Origin of the sequence: Bibersteinia trehalosi, from assembly GCF_004346205.1 — a bacterium.
Taxonomy (GTDB): Bacteria; Pseudomonadota; Gammaproteobacteria; order Enterobacterales; family Pasteurellaceae; genus Bibersteinia; species Bibersteinia trehalosi.
Genome location: NZ_SMAM01000001.1, coordinates 320624 through 342672 on the forward strand (window position 1 = coordinate 320624; position 22049 = coordinate 342672).

At 40.1% G+C, this 22049-nt stretch carries 19 protein-coding genes; 4 read left to right on the top strand and 15 right to left on the bottom strand.

All coding sequences use genetic code 11. From position 1 onward, the window contains the following. Positions 1-48: 48 nt before the first annotated feature. The 5 genes from purH to purC all read right to left on the bottom strand — a co-directional run bounded on the left by purH (position 49) and on the right by purC (position 5720). Positions 49-1647, bottom strand: a complete 1599-nt coding sequence (gene purH, locus EDC51_RS01540; RefSeq protein ID WP_131927992.1) for a bifunctional phosphoribosylaminoimidazolecarboxamide formyltransferase/IMP cyclohydrolase — start codon at positions 1645-1647, stop codon at positions 49-51. 57 nt (positions 1648-1704) lie between these two features. Beyond that, entirely contained in the window at positions 1705-2271 is a 567-nt protein-coding gene (gene purN / locus EDC51_RS01545; RefSeq protein ID WP_131927993.1) for a phosphoribosylglycinamide formyltransferase, read from the bottom strand. Positions 2272-2427: 156 nt separating this feature from the next. Next, on the bottom strand, positions 2428-3447 hold the full coding sequence (gene purM, locus EDC51_RS01550; protein WP_131927994.1) for a phosphoribosylformylglycinamidine cyclo-ligase: 1020 nt from the start codon (positions 3445-3447) through the stop codon (positions 2428-2430). Continuing rightward, positions 3440-4921: an amidophosphoribosyltransferase gene (purF, locus tag EDC51_RS01555; RefSeq protein ID WP_131927995.1), complete on the bottom strand. Its 1482-nt coding sequence runs from the start codon at positions 4919-4921 to the stop codon at positions 3440-3442. The genes purM and purF overlap by 8 nt, the downstream gene beginning before the upstream one ends. A gap of 88 nt (positions 4922-5009) precedes the next feature. Beyond that, positions 5010-5720, bottom strand: a complete 711-nt coding sequence (purC, locus tag EDC51_RS01560) for a phosphoribosylaminoimidazolesuccinocarboxamide synthase (protein ID WP_125134899.1) — start codon at positions 5718-5720, stop codon at positions 5010-5012. 187 nt (positions 5721-5907) lie between these two features. On the opposite strand from purC, the gene hisC reads away from it, so the two are divergent. After that, the gene (gene hisC / locus EDC51_RS01565; RefSeq protein WP_131927996.1) at positions 5908-7005 is read left to right on the top strand and encodes a histidinol-phosphate transaminase; all 1098 of its coding nucleotides are present in this window, start codon (positions 5908-5910) and stop codon (positions 7003-7005) included. A gap of 44 nt (positions 7006-7049) precedes the next feature. Continuing rightward, positions 7050-8345, top strand: a complete 1296-nt coding sequence (gene aroA / locus EDC51_RS01570) for a 3-phosphoshikimate 1-carboxyvinyltransferase (RefSeq protein WP_131927997.1) — start codon at positions 7050-7052, stop codon at positions 8343-8345. Positions 8346-8381: 36 nt separating this feature from the next. On the opposite strand, the gene dld is transcribed toward aroA, so the two are convergent. The 4 genes from dld to rnd form a co-directional block, all read right to left on the bottom strand. Continuing rightward, the gene (dld, locus tag EDC51_RS01575) at positions 8382-10076 is read right to left on the bottom strand and encodes a D-lactate dehydrogenase (RefSeq protein ID WP_131927998.1); all 1695 of its coding nucleotides are present in this window, start codon (positions 10074-10076) and stop codon (positions 8382-8384) included. 173 nt (positions 10077-10249) lie between these two features. Further along, entirely contained in the window at positions 10250-12385 is a 2136-nt protein-coding gene (gene pta / locus EDC51_RS01580) for a phosphate acetyltransferase (RefSeq protein WP_125134903.1), read from the bottom strand. Positions 12386-12509: 124 nt separating this feature from the next. Next, the gene (locus tag EDC51_RS01585) at positions 12510-13709 is read right to left on the bottom strand and encodes an acetate kinase (RefSeq protein ID WP_015432534.1); all 1200 of its coding nucleotides are present in this window, start codon (positions 13707-13709) and stop codon (positions 12510-12512) included. Positions 13710-13980: 271 nt separating this feature from the next. Then, positions 13981-15111 carry a ribonuclease D gene (gene rnd / locus EDC51_RS01590; RefSeq protein WP_131927999.1) on the bottom strand — a complete coding sequence of 377 codons (1131 nt, stop codon included), beginning with the start codon at positions 15109-15111 and terminating at the stop codon, positions 13981-13983. Between the two features lie 203 nt (positions 15112-15314). On the opposite strand from rnd, the gene EDC51_RS01595 reads away from it, so the two are divergent. Together EDC51_RS01595 and bioD are read left to right on the top strand one after the other, a co-directional pair. Next, positions 15315-16517: an ROK family protein gene (locus EDC51_RS01595; protein ID WP_131928000.1), complete on the top strand. Its 1203-nt coding sequence runs from the start codon at positions 15315-15317 to the stop codon at positions 16515-16517. A 141-nt stretch (positions 16518-16658) separates the two neighbouring features. After that, positions 16659-17378 carry a dethiobiotin synthase gene (gene bioD / locus EDC51_RS01600; protein WP_015432537.1) on the top strand — a complete coding sequence of 240 codons (720 nt, stop codon included), beginning with the start codon at positions 16659-16661 and terminating at the stop codon, positions 17376-17378. Between the two features lie 28 nt (positions 17379-17406). Here bioD and yciH read toward each other — a convergent pair whose 3' ends face one another. The 6 genes from yciH to rpsA form a co-directional block, all read right to left on the bottom strand. Then, on the bottom strand, positions 17407-17718 hold the full coding sequence (gene yciH, locus EDC51_RS01605; RefSeq protein WP_015432538.1) for a stress response translation initiation inhibitor YciH: 312 nt from the start codon (positions 17716-17718) through the stop codon (positions 17407-17409). Between the two features lie 31 nt (positions 17719-17749). Continuing rightward, positions 17750-18442 carry an orotidine-5'-phosphate decarboxylase gene (pyrF, locus tag EDC51_RS01610; protein WP_025267053.1) on the bottom strand — a complete coding sequence of 231 codons (693 nt, stop codon included), beginning with the start codon at positions 18440-18442 and terminating at the stop codon, positions 17750-17752. 14 nt (positions 18443-18456) lie between these two features. After that, positions 18457-19641, bottom strand: a complete 1185-nt coding sequence (gene lapB / locus EDC51_RS01615) for a lipopolysaccharide assembly protein LapB (protein WP_015432540.1) — start codon at positions 19639-19641, stop codon at positions 18457-18459. Then, a complete protein-coding gene (locus tag EDC51_RS01620; protein WP_015432541.1) occupies positions 19642-19929 on the bottom strand; it encodes a LapA family protein in 288 nt (95 codons plus the stop codon). It lies immediately after the preceding gene. 37 nt (positions 19930-19966) lie between these two features. Then, complete coding sequence (locus EDC51_RS01625; protein ID WP_015432542.1) at positions 19967-20248, bottom strand: integration host factor subunit beta; 282 nt, start codon at positions 20246-20248, stop codon at positions 19967-19969. 63 nt (positions 20249-20311) lie between these two features. Further along, positions 20312-21958 carry a 30S ribosomal protein S1 gene (gene rpsA, locus EDC51_RS01630; protein ID WP_015432543.1) on the bottom strand — a complete coding sequence of 549 codons (1647 nt, stop codon included), beginning with the start codon at positions 21956-21958 and terminating at the stop codon, positions 20312-20314. Positions 21959-22049: the final 91 nt, after the last annotated feature.

Here is a 22049-nt window from a genome sequence, read left to right on the forward strand (position 1 = left end):
GAATGCAATTTTGCCTGTCTCTCTCCCTAAAAGGGAGAGAGTAAATGATTAGTGTCTAAAATGACGAATCCCTGTTTTCACCATAGCGATATTGTGTGCGTTACACACGGCAACCGAATCCGCATCTTTAATTGAGCCACCTGGTTGAATAACAGCGGTTACGCCATAGTCTTTTGCCATTTCCATCGTATCGCCCATTGGGAAGAAAGCATCGCTAGCAAGCACTAACGGCTGTTCGTTAAATAATGGATGCGCTTTGGCTTGTTCAAGGGCGATATGCGCCGCACCAACACGGTTCATTTGCCCAGCACCGATACCAAGTGTCATATAACTATTACCCACGACAATCGCATTACTTTTCACGTGTTTGCAGACACGCATGGTGAAGTTAAGTGCGTGAAGTTCTGCGGTATTTGGTGTGCGTTCGGTCATCAATTCCCATTCTGCTGGTAGGCTGTTTGGGGTGTCTTTATGTAAGTCGTTTGAGTGGTCTGCACTTTGCTCTAAAATGCCGCCGTTTACAGACACAAATTCACGCTCGTAAGAGCGATCTTTTGCCGAGAAATCCAACGTCATTAAGCGGATATTTTTCTTTTGCGAAAGTAGTGCAAAAGCTTCATCATCAAAATGTGGTGCGATGATGATTTCTAAGAAAATGTTGTGCAATTTCTCTGCAAGCGTAAGAGTAACAGGGCGGTTTAATACGATAATACCACCGAAGATAGACACAGGATCGGCTGCATAGCAACGGTCAAAGGCTGTATTGATCTCATCGCCAATTGCCACGCCACAAGGGTTCATATGCTTAACGGCAACTGCACAAGGTTCATCAAATTCTCGGGCAATTTTGATTGCGGCATCGGCATCTTTGATATTGTTGTAAGAAAGCGCTTTGCCGTGTAATTGGGTTGCATTTGCTAATGAAAATTGAGGGGCGAACACGCTCGTGTAGAAATTCGCTTGTTGATGGCTGTTTTCGCCATAGCGTAAAGTCTGTTTGTTGGAATAGGCAAGGGTTAAGTGATCCCATTCATTTTTCGGGAAATCCACTTCGTTGTTAGCCTGTTCACGTGCAAGATATTCACCAATTAAGCTATCGTAATGTGCGGTTAATTGATACACCTTACGAGCTAAGTATTGACGGAAAGCAAGGCTGGTCTCGCCATTTTGTTCTAATTGTGAGATTAAGGTTGGGTAGTCCGCAGGATCGGTGACCACAGTAACAGAACGATGATTTTTTGCCGCACTGCGTAGCATTGAAGGGCCACCAATATCAATGTTTTCAATGGCTAAATCAAAGGTACAATCAGGGCGTTCAATGGTTTGACGGAAAGGGTAGAGATTGACAATTACATAATCAATATGAGCAATTTGATGTTCGGTCATCGCTTTTTGGTGTTCGGCATTGTCTCGCACGCCAAGCAAACCACCGTGAATTTTAGGGTGAAGTGTTTTTACTCTACCGTCCATCATTTCAGGGAAACCAGTGTAACTATCCACACTTTGCACAGGGATACCTGCATCTTTAATCGTTTGGAATGTCCCGCCAGTGGAAAGTAAGATAATGCCTTGTTTAACAAGTGCATTGGCTACATCTAACACGCCAGTTTTGTCAGAAAGGCTAAGAAGTGCGTATTGTTGAGTCATTAAAAATTCCTGTGTATCAATTTGAATGAATGGGCGTATGCAATACGCCCCTACAATTTATCGTTGTGAAACAATCTGCTGAATCGTTTTCGGATAAAGCTGATGTTCAATTTTATGGATTTCATTGGCAAGTTGATCTTGCGTCCAATTTGGATCGATTGTTAAAGCTTGTTGAGCAATAATAGGACCAGTATCCACACCACTATCGACCCAATGGATTGTCACCCCAGTTTCAGCTACTTTAGCACGGAACGCATCGCCAATTGCATCTGGCGTACCACCAAAGGCTGGAAGTAGAGAAGGGTGAATGTTGATAATTTGATTTGGATAGGCTTCGAGCATTGTGTTACCTAAAATTCGCATAAAGCCTGCTAAAATAACCAAATTGATCTGTTTTGGTTGCAAATAGGCAACGACTTGTTGCTCCCACTCTGTGCGAGTAATGCCTTGACGAGCAAGTACGAAGCAATCAATATTGGCAATCTTGGCACGCTCAATCACATAGGCTTGTGGTTGGTCGCAAATAATACAAGCAATTTTTGCAGAAATATCGCCATTTTGTACCGCTTGAATAATCGCTTGTACATTTGAGCCGTTACCAGAGGCGAAAAGGGCTAGGTTCATTTGGGGTATTATCTCCTGTTATTCCCTCTCCCTTTGGGGAGAGGGTGGAGCAAATTCGTAGAATTTGCGGAGGGAGAGGGGATAACCCTCTCTCTGCCAAAATTGCTAAACGCAATTTTGCCTGTCTCTCTCCCTAGAAGGGAGAGAGTATAAATATTATTTAATTAAACGCACCGTCGCAGTTTCATCTGCAACGACTTTACCCACCACTTTTGCACTTGGTACTTGGCTTAATACGCTGTCCACATTTTCCGCAGGCACAGCAATCACCATACCTAAGCCCATATTGAACACTTGATACATTTCATCTTCTGCGATGTTGCCGAGTTCTTGAATGGTTTGGAACACAAGTGGAATATCCCACGAGCCAAGTTTAATTTCGGCACATAAGCCGTCTGCGAACATTCTTGGCACATTTTCATAAAAACCACCGCCAGTGATATGAGAAATGCCGTGAATTAAGCCTTGTTGCACCAGAGGTAATACCTCTTTTACATAAATTTTGGTAGGGGTGAGTAGGGTGTCAATGAGTGTGCTTCCGTCAGCAAGTTTATCGTCAAATTGCCAGTTATGGTCTTTGAAGAAGACTTTGCGCACCAGTGAAAAACCATTTGAATGCACGCCTGAGCTTGGCAAGCCGATTAACACATCGCCTGCGACCACTTGGTTACGGTCAAAAAGTTTGGCTTTATCACCAATCCCCACACAGAAACCTGCAAGATCAAATTCATCTTCTTTATAGAGATCAGGCATTTCAGCGGTTTCGCCACCAATTAATGCCGCACCTGCTTGCACACAACCTTCGGCAACGCCAGCCACCATTTGCTCAATCTTAGCAGGATCATTTTTGCCTACGGCTAAGTAATCTAAGAAAAAGAGAGGCTCTGCACCTTGTGCTAACACATCGTTTACGCACATTGCCACACAATCAATCCCAACGGTATTTAAAATACCTGATTGTTGGGCAAGCAAAATTTTTGTACCGACACCGTCCGTGCCACTGACTAAAACAGGCTCTTCAAATTTGTGCCCAGCAAGGGAAAATAAGCCTCCAAAACCACCGATTTGGGAAAGCACTTCGGGGCGGTTGGTGCGTTCAATATGGCGTTTCATTCGTTTAACGGCTTCGTAGCCTTGTTCAATGTTCACACCAGAAGCACTGTATGCGTTACTCATCGACATTTTCTCCGTTTAAAATTTGGCGTTGGACTAGGGTTAATTGGCTCTCTAATTGAGCTTGATAATCGCATAATTCAGCGGGGTATTCTCCGGTGAAAGCGGCAACACATAGGCCGTTATTTGGTGCATCAAATTTTGTACCAATTCCTTCAATTAGACCTTGCACAGAAAGGAAACCTAAGCTATCACAGCCGAGATATTCCACCATTTCACTATGTGTTTTATTCGCGGCGAGCAATTCGCCACTGGTACTCATATCAATCCCATAGAAATTGGGGAAACGAAATGGCGGGCTAGCAATGCGTAGATGAATCTCTTTTGCCCCTGCTTCACGCAGTAACTGTACAATGCGCTTACAAGTTGTACCGCGTACGATAGAATCATCTACTAAAACGATAGATTTTCCACGGACTACACTGTTTACGGCAGAAAGTTTTTTACGTACTCCTTGTTCTCGTAAGGCTTGAGTAGGCGCAATAAAAGTTCGTGCGACGTATTGGTTTTTGATCAACCCCATTTCATAAGGCAAACCTGATTCTTCTGCATAGCCACTTGCGGCAGAAAGTGAAGAGTTCGGCACTCCAACGACCATGTCCGCAAGCGGAGCAGGGCACTCCCGTGCTAATACCTTACCAGTTTCTTTACGTACAGAATGGACATTAATACCGGCAATATCAGAATCAGGGCGAGCAAAATAGATATATTCCATTGCTTCAATTGCTACTTGCGTTTCATGGGTATATTGCTCAAGCCGAATACCATCATTGTTAATGACGACATATTGACCAGCATGGACGTTACCCACAAATTTTGCCCCGATAGTATCAAGTGCACAGGTTTCACTTGCTAGCACATATGCACCATTAGATAATTGCCCAATAGCAAGAGGGCGGAATGCATTTCTATCTACAGCGCCCATTAAGCCATCATTGGTTAAAATGACATAGTTAAAACCACCACGCAGCTGAGCAAGCGATTCTGCAAGTTTTTGCTCAAAACCAACCGCTTGACTTTGACGGATTAAATGGATTAACACCTCGCTATCACTGGTAGCATGAAAGACTGCACCGTTTTGTTCTAATTGCTTACGTAACGTTCTAGCATTAGTGATATTACCATTATGCGCAATTGCTATGTTTTGATCATGAAAGCGAAATAAAAATGGTTGCACATTCACTAAATCGTCTGAACCGCCACAAGTCGCATATCGAACATGACCAATGCCATTATTGCCCTTTAATGTGCCAAGGACATTGGGATCTTCAAATACCTGGCTGAGTAAACCAATACCACTATATTGATGAAAGTCTGCTTTTTGCGAAGTAACAATCCCGGCGCCTTCTTGCCCACGATGTTGTAGTGAATGTAAGCCATAATAGACAATTTGATTTGCATCTTCGTGTCCCCAAACACCGAAGATACCGCACTCTTCATTTAATGAGCGAGAGTGTTCATATTCGTATTCAAACATAAAGTTTCCGTAGAGACGAACCGAGGTGTTCGCCCAGATATTTTACCGATGTTTATTTGGGCGGGCACATAGGCCGCCCCTACAATAATTAAAGAGAAATATGTTTAGCTAAACGCTCATATACTTCTTGATAAACAGGAATAATATCGCCCAAATCACGGCGGAAGTTGTCTTTATCTAATTTTGCTTGGGTCGTTTTATCCCAAAGACGACTGGTATCTGGCGAGATTTCATCGCCTAAAATAATCTGCCCATCACTGGTTTTACCAAATTCAAATTTAATATCCACGAGGATAATGCCAATCGCATCAAACAATTCAACCAATTTCTCATTCACTTGGAGAGAGAGTTTTTCAATTTCTTGCAGTTCGTCCATTGTCGCAATGCCGAGTGCTGAAAGTTGGCTGTTATTTACCATTGGGTCGCCTAAAGCATCATCTTTATAACAAAATTCTACGATAGGGTGGTTAAGTGTTTTCCCCTCTTCCAACCCCATGCGCTTTGCAAATGAACCCGCCACACGGTTACGTACAATGGCTTCAACTGGCACAATAGTTAATTTGCGTACAATTTGGGAGGTTTCATCAACTTGTTTAACGAATTGGGTGGGAATCTGTTGGGCGTTGAGCCATTGGAAGATAAGTGAAGAGATTTTGTTGTTTAGTACACCTTTGCCTTCAATTTGTGCTTTTTTTTCGCCGTTAAAGGCGGTCGCTTGGTTAGAATAGACGACGAGCAGTTCTTCAGGATTATCGGTAGTGTAAAGGGCTTTTGCTTTCCCTTCGTAGAGTTTTTGCATAAGAAGTTACTCCAGTAGTGAAATGTCTGACGTGATTCTATCACGCAAACGGTTGCGCATTCAAGCAATCGTTTGCTTTATTTTTTCATTGAGCAATAAAGACGTTTATGGAAGAATAGCCGTACAGTGAGCACAATTCTTTAACAAGCGGTATAAAAATACCCCAAATTTACTAAAGGAAGACATAATGCAATATATCAACATCGCTAATGACGGCGTAAAAACCCTTTCTCCTTACCAAGCAGGCAAGCCTATTGAAGAATTAGAACGAGAGTTAGGTATTTCAAATATTATCAAACTTGCCTCAAACGAAAATCCATTTGGTTTCCCTGAATCTGCTAAGCAAGCAATCATCAATCAACTCAACGAGTTAACTCGTTATCCTGATGCCAACGGCTTTGAATTGAAAGCAACCATTGCCAAAAAATTTGGTGTGAAAGCAGAGCAGATTACTCTCGGTAATGGTTCAAATGACCTCCTTGAGCTTTTTGCCCACACTTTTGCAGATCAAGACGATGAAATTATTTATTCGCAATATGCGTTTGTGGTGTATCCACTGGTAACCAAAGCAATCAATGCCACAGCTCGTGAAATTCCTGCTAAAAATTGGGGACATGATTTGGAGGCTTTTTTGGCGGCAATTAATGAAAAAACCAAATTAATTTTTATCGCTAACCCAAATAATCCAACAGGCAATTTCTTGACCCATAATGAACTTGATGCTTTCTTGGCAAAAGTACCTGAAAAGGTCTTGGTAGTGCTTGATGAAGCTTACACAGAATTTACCGCAGAACAAGAGCGGGTGGACTCTTTCGCATTAAGTGCAAAATATCCAAATTTAATCATTTCTCGCTCGCTTTCAAAAGCTTATGGTTTGGCTGGACTAAGAATTGGCTATGCGGTCTCGAATCCTGAAATTGCTGATCTCCTCAACCGTGTTCGTCAGCCATTTAACTGCAACAGCCTTGCATTAGCAGCAGCACAAGCGGTCTTAAATGACGATGAATTTGTCAAAAAAGTGGCAGAAAATAACCGCTTGGAAATGGCTCGCTATGAGGCATTTTGCACAGCTCAAGGATTAGAATTTATTCCATCAAAAGGCAATTTCATCACAATTGATTTTAAGCGTCCCGCTCAAGCGATCTATGAAGATCTTCTACGAGAAGGGGTTATTGTTCGTCCAATTGCAGGTTACGGAATGCCAAATCAGCTTCGGGTAAGTATTGGATTACCAGAAGAAAACGAGCGGTTTTTTAGTGCTTTGTTGAAAGTATTGAATAAATAATCCCGACAAGTCGCAAAATTTTTACATAAGGAAACACAACATTAATGGAAAAACTAACATTACAACCTATTTCTTTAGTTTTGGGAGAAATTAATTTACCAGGTTCTAAAAGCCTCTCTAACCGTGCATTACTTTTGGCGGCTCTCGCACACGGCACAACAACGGTAACCAATCTTTTAGATAGCGATGATATTCGTCATATGCTCAATGCATTGAAAGCCCTAGGAGTGCAATATGACCTCTCCGAAGACAAAACAGTTTGTACAGTGCAGGGCGTAGGCGGTGCTTTTGAATGGAATGACGGGCTCTCACTCTTTTTGGGCAATGCGGGCACTGCAATGCGCCCATTGACTGCTGCACTTTGTTTAAAAGGGCAGAGTGAGGCTGAAGTCATTCTAACGGGCGAGCCTAGAATGAAAGAACGCCCAATTTTGCATTTGGTGGATGCTTTACGCCAAGCAGGTGCGAGTGTGCAGTATTTGGAAAATGAAGGTTATCCGCCAATTGCCATTCGTAATACAGATTTAAAAGGGGGCAAAATTCAAATTGATGGTTCAATTTCTTCGCAATTTTTAACCGCACTTTTAATGGCAGCACCGCTGGCGGAAGGCGATATGGAAATTGAGATCAAAGGCGATTTGGTTTCTAAACCTTATATTGATATTACGCTTGCAATGATGCAGGATTTCGGTGTAAGTGTGCAGAATAACGATTATAAAACCTTTTTTGTGCAGGGTAATCAGCATTACGTTGCACCGAAAAATCGTTATTTGGTGGAAGGTGACGCGTCTTCAGCAAGCTATTTCTTAGCCGCAGGAGCAATTAAAGGCAAGGTAAAAGTAACGGGGATTGGTAAAAATTCTATCCAAGGTGACCGCTTGTTTGCTGATGTATTGGAGAAAATGGGCGCAAAAATCACTTGGGGGGAGGATTTTGTGCAAGCAGAGCGTGGTGAGTTACGTGGGGTAGATATGGATATGAACCATATTCCAGATGCCGCAATGACGATTGCCACAACGGCTTTATTTGCTGAAGGTGAAACGGTCATTCGTAATATCTATAACTGGCGTGTAAAAGAAACCGATCGTTTAACGGCAATGGCGACCGAATTGCGTAAAATCGGGGCAACAGTAGAAGAAGGAGAAGATTTTATCCGTGTTCAGCCGCTGAAGTTAAGCGAGTTTAAACATGCTGAGATTGAAACCTATAACGATCACCGTATGGCGATGTGTTTTGCACTCGTCGCCTTGAGTAATACACCCGTGACAATTTTAGATCCGAAATGTACGGCTAAGACTTTCCCAACTTTCTTTGATGAGTTTGCTAAAATAAGTCTGTAATGTAACAAAGGGCGTATTAAACGCCCTTTATTGTCTTTACTCTTGCCAGAATTTTTTCTTCGAAGTATGCCCAATGCCTGGGTTGAAACTATTCGTTGGATCAAGTGCTTTATAGAATTTGCGTAATTCAGGTTTCGCTTCATATAAATGCCCTACATTATGTTCTGCAGGATATTGTGCTCCTCGTTTATCTAGCAATGCTAGCATTTGATGTTCTAGCTCCATACAGTCATTGCCTTTCTTGACAATATAATCTTGATGGAAAACGTGACACATAAAGTGGCCGTAGTAAAGTTTATGGCTAATTTTGTTATCAATTTCTTCGGGTAACACTTCAAACCATTCTCTGTCATTACGACGTAACGCAATATCTAATGCCACAATATCCTCGACTTCTTTATCGTGAATCGCACGATAGCGGACGGCCGCTGAAGCTACCGCAAAACGGTGAAGCATCGCTGCTTGGCTCTCTTCAGGATTACATTCAAAATAACCGCCTCTGGATTTATCTGAAAAGTATTGAGAAAGGTAGTTTCTAGCCTCTTGCACACCTTTTCCGCCCATTTTTACAATAAGATGATGTTCATATTGATCACGATAATTGCGTAGGCTCTCTGGCAAGTGTTGTGGTAAAACTTTGGAAACCGCTTGTAACAACTTATCGCTTAAATGAGCGGGTAAGAAATTCATTTTTTTAGCGATACGATCGACTTTCGCTTTCAAGGCAAATAGGGCAGGTAAGCGGTGTGTTCCCAGCTTTTTAATCACCCAAAATGTATCTTTACCGTAATTAGCAGCAATATCAAAGGCATCTCGATGAATATACTCACCGGAAATAGGTAAAGATTCAAAATTTGCCAACATATTACGGCGAATATCATTAAAGACATTTGTATCGTTTGTGCCAAGATAGAATACCGCAGTCTCTTTTTCAAGTGGGAATGTATCTAGACGTACTGCAAAAATCGCCAACTTTCCTGCACTACCTGATGCCTCATAGTGGCGTGCTGGATCCGCATTAAAACGAGCAGGGGAGTCTTCATCCACTTGGCGAACGTGATTACAGTAAGCGTGGTCGTGTCCTTTACCACAATCTTTCGTAATATCTTTACGTTGGTAGCGTTGCCCTTGTAGATTTTCAAGAATTTCTTCGGGGGTTTCGCCTAAATCAATGCCGAGATGATTTTTTAACTCAAGTGAGCCATCTTCATTTAATTGGGCAAAGAGTGCCATTTCGGTATAAGCCGGCCCTCGTTGTACCAATGCACCACCTGAATTATTACAAATCCCACCAATGACCGAAGCACCAATACATGATGAGCCAATAACAGAGTGGGGTTCTCGCCCGTGTTCTTTAAGCTGTAATTCAAGTTCGTTTAAGGTTGAGCCGGGTAAGCAGACTACTTGTTCAGCGTTGTTGATAAGCTGAATACCATTAATCCGCATAGCGTTAATGATAACAACATCACGATCGTAATCATCGCCATTTGGCGTTGAACCACCTGTTAATCCAGTATTTGCAGCTTGCGTAATCACAATCATGTCTGCTGCTACACAGGCTTGTAGCACTTGCCAAAATTCGAGTAGCGTGGCGGGTTTTACTACTGCAATCGCAGTGCCACTACCAAATCGATAACCGCTACGATAAGCTTCCGTCTTACTTGGCTCGGTAATCACATAGTTTGATCCGACAATGTTTGTCAGCTGAGAGATAAGTTGTGTTTTTGTCATAGCATACTCCTTGAACAAGCTAAGTGAGCAAAATTATAACAACTTGATAACATTTAAGAAGTCATTGAGTGCTATTTTGTGAAGTAGTTAGCAGAATTTCATTGCAATCGGTTAAAAATAGGTATTTTTTGCAAAAAAATACCCCCGCAAAGCGGGGGTAGGGGAGGAAATTATTATTGTGTTGCTTGAATTGCAGTTAATGCAATGGTGTACACAATATCATCAACTAATGCACCACGAGATAAATCATTTACTGGCTTACGCATACCTTGTAACATCGGACCGATAGAAACAAGATCTGCAGAGCGTTGTACTGCTTTATAAGTAGTGTTACCTGTATTCAAATCTGGGAAGACAAATACCGTTGCTTTACCTGCAACCGGCGAATCCGGCGCTTTGGAACGAGCAACATCTTCCATTACTGCAGCATCATATTGTAATGGGCCATCAATCACGAGATCTGGGCGTTTTTCTTTGGCAATACGTGTTGCTTCTTTTACTTTCTCCACATCAGCACCAGAGCCTGAGGTACCTGTAGAGTAAGAGAGCATAGCAACACGAGGATCAATACCGAATGCTTTTGCTGATTCAGCCGATTGAATAGCGATTTCTGCCAGCTGTTCTGCGGTTGGATCTGGATTTACTGCACAGTCACCATACACAAGCACTTGGTCTGGTAAGAGCATAAAGAAGATAGAAGAAACAATTGAGCTACCTGGTGCAGTTTTAATGATCTGCATTGGTGGACGAATGGTATTTGCGGTAGTGTGAACTGCCCCTGATACTAAGCCATCTACTTCGTTTGCTTCAAGCATCATAGTACCTAATACTACGGTATCTTTTAACTGTTCACGCGCAAGCATTTCCGTCATACCTTTGGCTTTACGTAATTCAACTAAGCGCTCAACATAATTTTCTGCAATGCTTTCAGGATCAATCACTGTAATGCCTTTGCCTAATGTTACACCTTGCGCTTCTGCCACACGTTCAACATCGCTTGGTTTTGCTAAGAGAACACACTCTGCGATACCGCGTTCTGCACAAAGCACAGCAGCTTTAACTGTACGTGGCTCATCACCTTCTGGTAGCACAATGCGTTTTTTCGCTTCGCGTGCTAATTCTGTTAATTGATAACGGAATGCAGCAGGGGAGAGGCGGCGTGCGCGAACAACGCCATTTGAAACGCTGTCAATAAAACTTGCATCAAACTTCTCTGAAACAAATTGCTTGATCGCATTGATGCGTTCTTTATCATCAACAGGAACTTCTAAACTAAAACTGTGCAGGTTTAATCCCGTTTGCCATGTTGTGCCTTCTACTCGGAAAATTGGCAAGCCTTTTTCAAATGCTGGTTCGCATAATTTTGCGATCTGGCTATCAATTTTGTAACCACCTGTTAAAAGAAGTGCACCAATTTCCACACCATTCATTGCAGCAAGGGCTGCTGCAACAATGACATCTGGTCGATCGGCTGAAGCAACTAATAAGCAGCCAGCTTTAATATGCTCAACCATATTTGGTAGACTTCTTGCACAGAAAGTTACACTGCGGATGCGGCGTTTTTGAATTTCACCTTCTTTAATGATTGAAGCACCGAGATGTTTTGCCAAATCCACCGCACGTGGCGCACTTAATTCTGCATTCCATTCGATACATGCAAGCAGTTTCACACTATCTTTACTGAAAAGTTTTTCTACTTCTGCCACGTTATTCGCACTGTGTTTGAAAGAGTCAAACATTTCTGCAAGATCAGGACGGGTGCGACCCGATTCATCAACTGGCGCATTAAATTTGTTAATCACAACACCTAACAGGTTAGGATTGTTACGACCACCAAACTGTGCAACGGCAGTATCAACACGTTCTTTTAGTTGCGCTGGGTTGTCTGCAAGCGGTGCAGCGACTAGCACAATTTCCGCATCTAACGTTTGTGCAATTTCATAATTAACTTTATGTGCATATGCACTAGTACGCGTTGGAATTAAACCTTCGATCACGATGATTTCATTGTTTTTTGCTAGCTGTTGATGGCGCTCAACAATTTTCTCAAGTAATACATCAGTTTGATTTTGACCAATTAAGGCTTCTGCCGCACTCAGCATAAATGGTTCACCAACTTCGGTTGTTTGTGAGGTACGAATGATGGCAGTAGAGCGGTCAATAATATCTTCACCACTAGAAGGTTGTGAAATTGGTTTTAAGAAACCAACTTTAGCGCCTTTTTGTTCAAGCGAATGTACTAAACCTAGACTAACACTGGTTACGCCTACGCCAGCACTGATAGGGATTAAAATAATTGTTCTAGACATTTTTTTATTCCATATTAACAAGCGGTATTTTTACAGAAATTTTTGCAAATTTTCATAAAAAAACGAGCGCTTGGTCGGGTAGTTAAAAAGAGAAAAAACCTGCCTCTCGGCAGGTTTGGGAGTATTATAACACTAAACGTGCAGTATCTTGTGCGATAACTAATTCTTCATTAGTTGGGATAACGATTGCTTTGATTGCAGAATCGTCAGTTGTGATAACACCTTCTTTACCAAAACGAGCTGCTAAATTACGTTCTTCATCTACTTTAATGCCGAATAATTTAAGTTGTTTTAAGGTTAATTCACGCACTAATGAGGAGTTTTCACCAATACCACCAGTAAATACAATCGCATCTAAGTGGTCGGCATCTAAACTCGCCATGTAAGAACCAATATATTTTGCTAAACGGTAGCAGAACACATCCATTGCACGAGTAGCCGGCTCTTCTTTGCCATAGTTATCTTCTGCATAGCGGCAGTCGCTAGTTACTTCTGTTAAGCCTAATAAACCTGATTTTTTCACAAGTGTATCTTCAACTTCTTGCACTGACATACCTAACGTATTGTGTAGATAGAATACGATAGCAGGGTCTAAATCACCAGAACGTGTTCCCATCACTAAACCTTCAAGCGGTGTTAAACCCATTGAGGTATCTACACATTTGCCTTCACGGATAGCAGCAACCGATGCACCATTACCTAAGTGGCAAGTAATGATATTTGCTTTTTCTGGCGCAACACCAACTGCTTTTGCAGCCTCTTGGCTAACAAAGTAGTGGCTAGTACCGTGGAAACCGTAACGACGTACGCCATGTTCTTTATAAAGAGAGTATGGAAGAGCATAAAGGTATGCTTTTTCAGGCATGGTTTGATGGAAAGCGGTATCGAATACCACAACATTTTTTTCTTTTAATGCAGGGAAGATTTTGAATGCTTCTTCAATACCAATTAAGTGAGCAGGGTTGTGGAGTGGTGCAAATTGTGTTGCATCTTTGATGCCTTGAATAACTTCATCAGTCACAATTGCAGAAGAAGTAAATTTCTCTCCACCGTGCACGATACGGTGACCAATTGCGCCGATACTGTCTTTTAATTCTGCACTTAAAATATTCGATGCTAAATAAGTTAAGGCTTCGCTATGTGCTGCACCTGCACCTAATTGTGCTTCACCTTTCTCACCATTTAATTTCCACTTAATACGGGCATTTTCAAGATTAAAGTTTTCCGCTAGGCCAGATAATTTTTCATCGCCAGAGATAGGATCTAAGATAGCAAATTTTAATGAAGAGCTACCACAGTTCAAAATAAGAATGTTTTTTGACATACGAATTACCTTATTGTGATATACAAAGAACCACGTTAACACGTGAATACTGCACTATGATACGCTTTTCAAATTAAAAAATAAATTGAAATTAATCGAAAAGGGGAATAAATATCTGAAAAATAAGTATAAATCAGAGTGATATACATATAAAAATAAATAGCGACACTTTCATTATTACCCAAATTAATTTAACATAATCTACGTTATGCGATATAAAATTAGCGGTTAATCCTTTGCAGTTTTTTGCATTTTTTTAACCGCTTGCTTATCAATTAACAACAATCTTTCTCAATGTTTCTAACAATTGTAGTCCAAATGCTCGCCGCCAACCAATTAATAATTCCGGTAATTTTTCTGTATTTTCTCCTTTCCGTTGCCAGCCAAAAAGTTGATTCAATTGTCGTTTGCTGGCAAGTAATTCTATCGGTAAATTTTCAGGCAAAATTTCGACTAAGCGACGTTGTAGCGCCTGGAGACTCGGTTTATATCCAACGAAATCCACAATGCGCATAATTTCATCAGGATAATCTTCTTGTGCTAAATGTTTACTTTGCTCAACAATGCGTAATAGCTTCTTGCCGTGAATTCGCACTTCATTTGGATGCATAAATTCCAGTAATGCCGATGTATGTTTTGGTTGCTCTTTGGCTATACGCCATAAACTCTGTTCTTTCACAATAAAATTGAGAGCTAAATCTCGCTTAATTGCTTCTTCAATACGCCATTTTGCTAATAAGTGTAACACAGAGAGTTGCTGAGCATTGAGTTGCCAAGCATTGCTAATATCCTTATAGGCTTTATCCAAATCTACCGGCAGACTCACTTTAGTACAAACACTACGGCATTCTTCTTGAACCGCATTTTCCCAAGGGGTTTGCGCAAGCGCTGTTGCGAGTTGATGATAAATGGGCAATAAATACCAAACATCTGCAGCTGCATACTGAAGTTGTTTCTCGCTTAATGGTCGAGCCAACCAATCTGTACGAGAGGCACCTTTATCTAATTCAGTATTTAGATAATGTTGCACTAATTTAGCAAATCCTACTGAAGTCCCGAGGCCTGCAAACCCAGCCATTATTTGCGTATCTAGCATTGGCACAGGCATTTGCTGAAAATAATGGTGAAAAACCTCAAGATCTTCACTACAAGCATGAAGTACTTTTAAGACTTTTGTGTCAGCAAGTAGCTGAACAAATGGCGTGAAATCATTAATTGCTAGCGGGTCAATAAGCGCAACATGATTTCCATCGAAAAGCTGAATAAGCCCTAATTGTGCATAATAAGTACGAATACGAATGAATTCTGTATCTAGAGTCACAACCGGCTGCATGCGTGCGTTATGACAAATTTCAGCAAGTTGTTGATCCGTTTCAATCCATTGATATGGTATAGGATGCATTTTTATACTCTCCTCAATATAGCAAGCGGTCGAAATTTAATGAAAATCTGCAAAAAATTTACGCATTTAATTCAATAAATAAAATAATTTTGTGAGCTTATTCTCATAATTGATGTAAAACAGTTGCGATTAGCAATTTTACCTTCAAAATAAAGAAATTATCTTCTGGAGCGCTAAACACGTTCCTTATAGGAGTATTATCTATGAAAATTGCATCACCAGAATATCGTTATCAACATTTAGGTCGCGTTTATCGATTAATTGAACAATTTGAGCTGATTTCCCGAACAGATTTAGCCAAGCTATCTGGATTTGCACCAGCCTCTATGACAATGCTAACTAAGTTGTTGATTGAGAATCAATTTATTATAGAACGCACATCTCAAAATTTAGCATCGCGGGGACGTCCAGCAGTAGGATTATCACTCTCCCCTTTCCATTGGGCTTTACTTTGTTTAACCGTTTCAAGCGATAAGGTAACAGTTGCATTATGCCAATTAAATGGCTCACCTATTACTCAAGAAACATATTCTTTTAGTGAGCAAGATTATGAACAACTTTCCTTGTTTATTTTGCAAAGTTTGCAACACTTTATACAGCACAATGCTGTTGAAACCGATAAACTTTTTGCGGTATCTGTAAGTGTAGTTGGGAAAATTAATGCAACTAAAGACACCATTGTACAACTCGGACACAAAGCTCTCACTTGCGAACTAAAAAGTACTTTAAGTTCTCTATTTAGCCAGCCAATATTTATTAATGAACATTTCCAACTTTGGTTTTTGGCCGAATCTACACTGGGCAATCTTATTAGCGATGATGATGTGATCTATTTACAATTAGATAATGATGTCAATTTAAGTGTATTACTAAAAGGAGCTTTATTACATCAAGATGAACATAAGCGCATGAATGTAGATAAAATGCTAATGCCTCAGTTCCCATTAAGTGATGAAATTGGTGCGGAATTGCCGCTGCCGGATCGCTATCAACTCAAAAATCAAGTGACATTCCCTGCTCTTCTACCTTTAATTGATCGCTATCTCCCTAATGCTTTTAATACAAGCCAAGAAAAAATAGATTGGTTTTGTGAACATGTTGAGCAACAAACACCTAATGCCATCAAAATTCTTGAACATATTACGGATAATCTTGCTTATATGTTAATGAATCTTATCAACCTGTTCTCTACTCCAAAAGTGATGATCAATTCACCTCTGCTAAGGATTAAACCGTTTTTATTTACTCTACTACACCAAAAACTACATAGCCAAAGGCTACTTGGTAATATCAATGTTGATCTCGTTACTAGCCAATATGATTGGGATAGTGCATATATTCCTGCTGTTGCGATTAAACTTGGATTATATGAAGGTACTCTCTTAAAACACTATATCCGCTTTTGATACCTATCTGAACTGGGATTTTGCTCATAAAATCCCATTTATTTAAACTACTTCTCCATTTATTGATCGAAAACAAAGCCTTTCTCTCCTTATTCGCTACACTTATAATAATTTGTAACTTTTTTGTAACAAGGTTGAAGTATGGCTTGTTTATTTATTACTGGAACAGACACTAACGTTGGTAAAACCGTTGTCACGCGAGCACTATTGCAATTACTTTCTCTCTATAATATCCCTATTGTAGGATACAAACCTATTGCCTGCGGGGGCGATGACTCTTTGCCCAATGAACCTCATCCTGCTGATTATGCCTGCGAAGATAATAGTGATGTGTTAGTCATTCAAAATAGTTGTCCACACAATGTGCAATATAAAGAAATCAATAGCTACTCCTTTATTCATTCGAGTACTCCCATCTTTGCAGCATTAGATGCAGTACATAGCATTGCAGTCGATAAACTAAATACCGATCTCAAGCGTTTGAGTAAGCGCTATCAAAATGTATTAGTAGAAGGCACTTATGGTTGGCTTACGCCTATTAATAAGGATGTGAGCTTTGCAGACTGGGTGAAAGAGAACCAAATGCCGGTAGTATTGGTTGTTGGCATCAAAGAAGGTTGTGTAAATCATGCACTGCTTACCGCAGAAGCCATTAAACAAAAAGGGTTGAATTTGGTCGGATGGGTCGCTAATCGGGTAAATCCAGGATTACGCCATTATGCAGAATTAATTGAATTACTAAGTCAAAAAATAGATGCTCCGCTGTTAGGCCAACTACCCTATATTTGGCATCCTGAACAAAAGGAGTTAGCGCATTTCATTGAAAATCCAGAGCCGCTATTGCATTATTTCCATAAATAAAAAAGGGCGTTTTGCCCTTTTTTATTCTCTAGCCACCAGCAAACTTTACTGTGAAACCTTTCTGCTCTAGCATTTGCTTGAGCTGATCTCGGTTATCGCCTTGAATCTCAATAATGCCATCTTTCACTGATCCACCACAACCACTACGACGTTTTAATTCTGAAGCTAAGGACATTAATGCTTTATCCGCTAAATCCAAGCCAGTGATGACACAAACCCCTTTTCCTTTTCTACCACTAGTTTGTCGCTGAATTCGCACAATACCATCACCTTTCGGACGAGTGGTTTTCACAACCTCTGGTTTAATTCTGCCTATTTCTGTTGAATACACTAAACTCATTTGTAAAATTCTCACTAAAATCTACCGCTTGTTAAACGATAGATTGATTAATTGATTTTAAGACCACAAGGGGATCTGTTGCTTGAGTAATTGGACGACCAATTACAAGATAATCTGCACCAATATCAATCGCTTGTTTTGGTGTCATAACGCGTCGTTGATCTCCTATGTCGCTACCTGCAGGTCGGATACCAGGGGTGACTAGTTTGAAATCTTTACCACAATGTGTGCGTAACACTTCCACTTCTTGAGGAGAACAAACTACCCCATCCAAGCCTGCACGTTGGCACAAATGCGCTAACCGAATAACTTGTTCCATGGGAGAGGCATTAATACCAATTTGAAGCAAATCAAGATCTTCCATGCTAGTTAAAACAGTCACGCCTATCAATAATGGCGCATCTTTGCCGTAAGGCTCAAGAATTTGCTTTGCAGTTTCCATCATTCTTAAACCACCTGAGGCATGTAAATCGACCATCCATACTCCTAAATCAGCGGCAGAACGTACTGCTCTCGCTACGGTATTAGGAATATCGTGGTATTTTAAATCTAAAAAAACATCAAATTTACGTTCTTGTAATTGCTTGATGAAATTTGTACCTAATGTAGTAAACATCTCTTTGCCGACTTTTAAACGGCAGAGAGAAGGATCAACCTGATCAACAAAAGCTAAAGCTTCTTTCTCTGTTTCATAATCAAGCGCTACAATAATTTTGTTTTGCATAAAAACTCCTGTTTCTAGATTTCATCAATGCTCTGTAATGGTTTAATACTTTCCCAACGACGACAAGAGGGGCAATGCCACATCAAACGATAACTTTGATAACCACAATTGAGACAACGATAATGAAAGCCTTTTTGAATACGACTTCCCACCATTTTATATAGCAAAGAAAGATGCTCTTTGCCTCTTCCCTCTTCCGTTTCATGTATTTGATAAAATATAAAACGATGAAATGTGGTTAAATTAGGATATTGTTTGACTTGTTGATATAACGCAGTTTGCGCAGCCTCTACACCATCTTTTTGTTCAATCAACGCAGCCAGAGCAAGATCAACACTGCTATTATGCTGAATCTGATTCGCTTTAATAAGAAATAGCTCAAAACTTTCTAAATCATCTGTTTGTATATAACATGTTTTTACTTTATCTAGAATTTCACTAATATAAGAAATATCTTGTGCTAAAATACGTTGATAATTGTTTAGTGCTGCATGATATTCTTCGCGAGCCAGATAAAAATCACCTAATAAAATAGAAGCTCGAGCACAATTTGGCTGGCAATCAAGCGCTTGGCTTAATATTTGGACAAACTCTTTTTCAGAGTGTTGTAATAAAGCATATTCACAATAAAAATGAGCCAGTGGTGTTTTATCAGTATCAGGTGATATTTTTAATAATTTCTCAGAGACATTAATCGCTTTACGCCATTCTCTAGTCTTTTGATAAATAACCGAAAGTTGTTCCAAAGAATTCACCGCAAACTCAGGCTCATCCAGTAAAGCTATATAATAATTCTCAGCCCTATCGTAAAAACCGACCGCCATAAAATCCTTTGCTAATTGCTGTTTAGCCAGTAATTTCTGTTCAAAAGAATAATTAGGATTGTTTTCTAAGCCTTGATGGATACGTAAAGCCCTATCAACTTCGCCACGTGAACGAAATAAATTACCAAGCGTAAGCTCTGCTTCAAATTGGGATTGAGAACTGATTTGATGCTCCGTTTCCTGCTTTTGGAGCATAGAGAGAAATAAATCAACAGCTTTATCCTGTTGATTTGATAACAGAAAATTTAACCCTGCAACATAGTCACGGGAAAATTGATTATTAATCGATTCTTGATCCTTTTTCGCGCTTCTCTGCCCCATATACCAACCATAAAGTGCGGCAACAGGCAATAAAAGGAACAACAGCTCAAGCATTTATTCAGCCTTTGGTAAACTTAACTCACTAATCTGCTGTGCTTGACGTTTTACTCGACGGTTTAATGCTACGTTCTGTAATTTAACTTTAAGGTAAAAGAAACCGGTAATAATCCAACCTAGAATTAAACCAAAACCAAATAAAATTGCAACAAGCGTTGAGAGCCTTAACTCGCTTTTTGCGATAAGATAATTAAATGTAATAATTTGATCGTTATTAACACCGATAGTCACCGCAACGAGCGCTATAGCTAAAATGATAACGATACCAAGTATATATTTCATCATGTACTCCGTTATTACATTACTCGAATATATAGAAATGTTACGACAAATCTACACGTTCTTTAAGTTCTTTCCCTGCTTTAAAGTGAGGAACATATTTTGAAGATAATTTTACACTATCACCTGTTTTAGGATTACGTCCCACTCGAGACTGACGATAGTGCAGTGAAAAGCTACCAAATCCTCTTACTTCAATGCGAGAACCCTTTTCTAGAGCAGCAATCATTTGCTCTAAAATTTCTTTAACGCATTCATCAACAGATTTGGATTGAATAGAAGGATTTTTAGCTACTAAATTCTCAATCAATTCTGATTTAGTCATTATTTCTCCTTAAAACTTATAAAAAGCGGATACACTTTTGTGTATCCGCTTTAGAAAGGTTAATTATTCGCCTTTTGCTGCTTTGAAAGCTTCTGCAAATGCGTTTGGCATAACCACTTCTTCTTTATTCACTTGAGCAATCGCAGCTGACTCTTCTGCTTGATCTTTTGCGCGTACAGATAAGTGAACAATGCGAGATTTGCGATCAACACCAGTGTATTTCGCTTCAACTGTATCGTTTACTGCAACTTCTTCAGTTAAATCAGCGGCACGGATAAATCCTTCAACGCCTTCGATTAATTCAACTTTAGCACCTTTTGCATCAACTTCTACAACTTTAGCTGAAACGATTTCACCTTTTTTGGTGCTATCAACAAAGTTTGTGAAAGGATCAGACTCTAATTGTTTGATACCTAAAGAGATACGCTCTTTAACTGCATCTACTTGTAAAACAACCGCTTCTACTTCATCACCTTTTTTGTAGTTACGTACAGCTTCTTCACCTGCAACATTCCAAGAAATGTCAGATAAGTGAACAAGACCATCAATACCACCTTCTAAGCCGATAAAGATACCGAAATCAGTGATAGATTTGATTTTACCTTTCACTTTATCGTTTTTGTTGTGAGTTTCTGCGAAGTGTTCCCAAGGGTTTGCTTTGCATTGTTTTAAGCCTAAAGAGATACGACGACGCTCTTCATCAACTTCTAACACCATCACTTCAACTACATCACCTACATTAACCACTTTAGATGGGTGGATATTTTTGTTAGTCCAATCCATTTCTGAAACGTGAACTAAGCCTTCAACTCCATCTAAAATCTCAACGAAACAGCCGTAATCTGTTAAGTTAGTTACTTTACCAGTTAATTTGCTGTTTACTGGGTGATTTTGAGCAATTGCAACCCAAGGATCTTGGCCTAATTGTTTTAAACCTAGTGATACACGAGTTTTCTCTTTGTCGAATTTCAATACTTTAACTGTTAATTCGTCACCTACATTAACCACTTCACTTGGATGTTTAACACGTTTCCAAGCCATATCGGTAATGTGTAATAAGCCATCTACACCGCCTAAATCAACGAATGCACCGTACTCAGTTAAGTTTTTAACAGTACCTTTAACTTCAGAACCTTCAACTAAGTTCGCTAATACTTCTTCGCGATCTGCACTGCTGGTTGATTCAATTACTGCACGACGAGAAACAACGACGTTGTTACGTTTTTGGTCTAATTTGATTACTTTAAGTTCTAAAGTTTGACCTTCTAGGTTCACTTCGCTGCGAACTGGGCGAGTATCAACTAAAGAACCTGGTAAGAATGCGCGAACACCGTTTAATTCAACAGTGAAACCACCTTTCACTTTACCGTTAACATAACCAGTTACAGTAGCTTGCTCTTCGAATGCTTTCTCTAAAGCAGCCCAAGATTCGTTGCGTTTTGCTTTTTCACGAGAAAGTTTGGTTTCACCGAAACCATCTTCTACTGCATCAAGCGCAACATCAACAACATCACCAACTTGAACCTCAAGTTCGCCTTGTGCATTGAAGAATTCTTCCGCTGGAATAGCTGATTCAGATTTTAAACCTGCATCAACGAATACAAGACCTTTTTGGATCTTAACAACAGTACCTTTAACGATAGAACCTAAACGGGTCTCTTGGCCTTTTAGTGATTCTTCAAACAGTTCAGCAAATGATAATTCAGACATAATTAATCTTCTTAAAAATAAAACGTCCACTTAGCATCCATTTAAGTGGGGTTGATAATAACAGTCTGCTATTCCATTAGCAGACAAACGG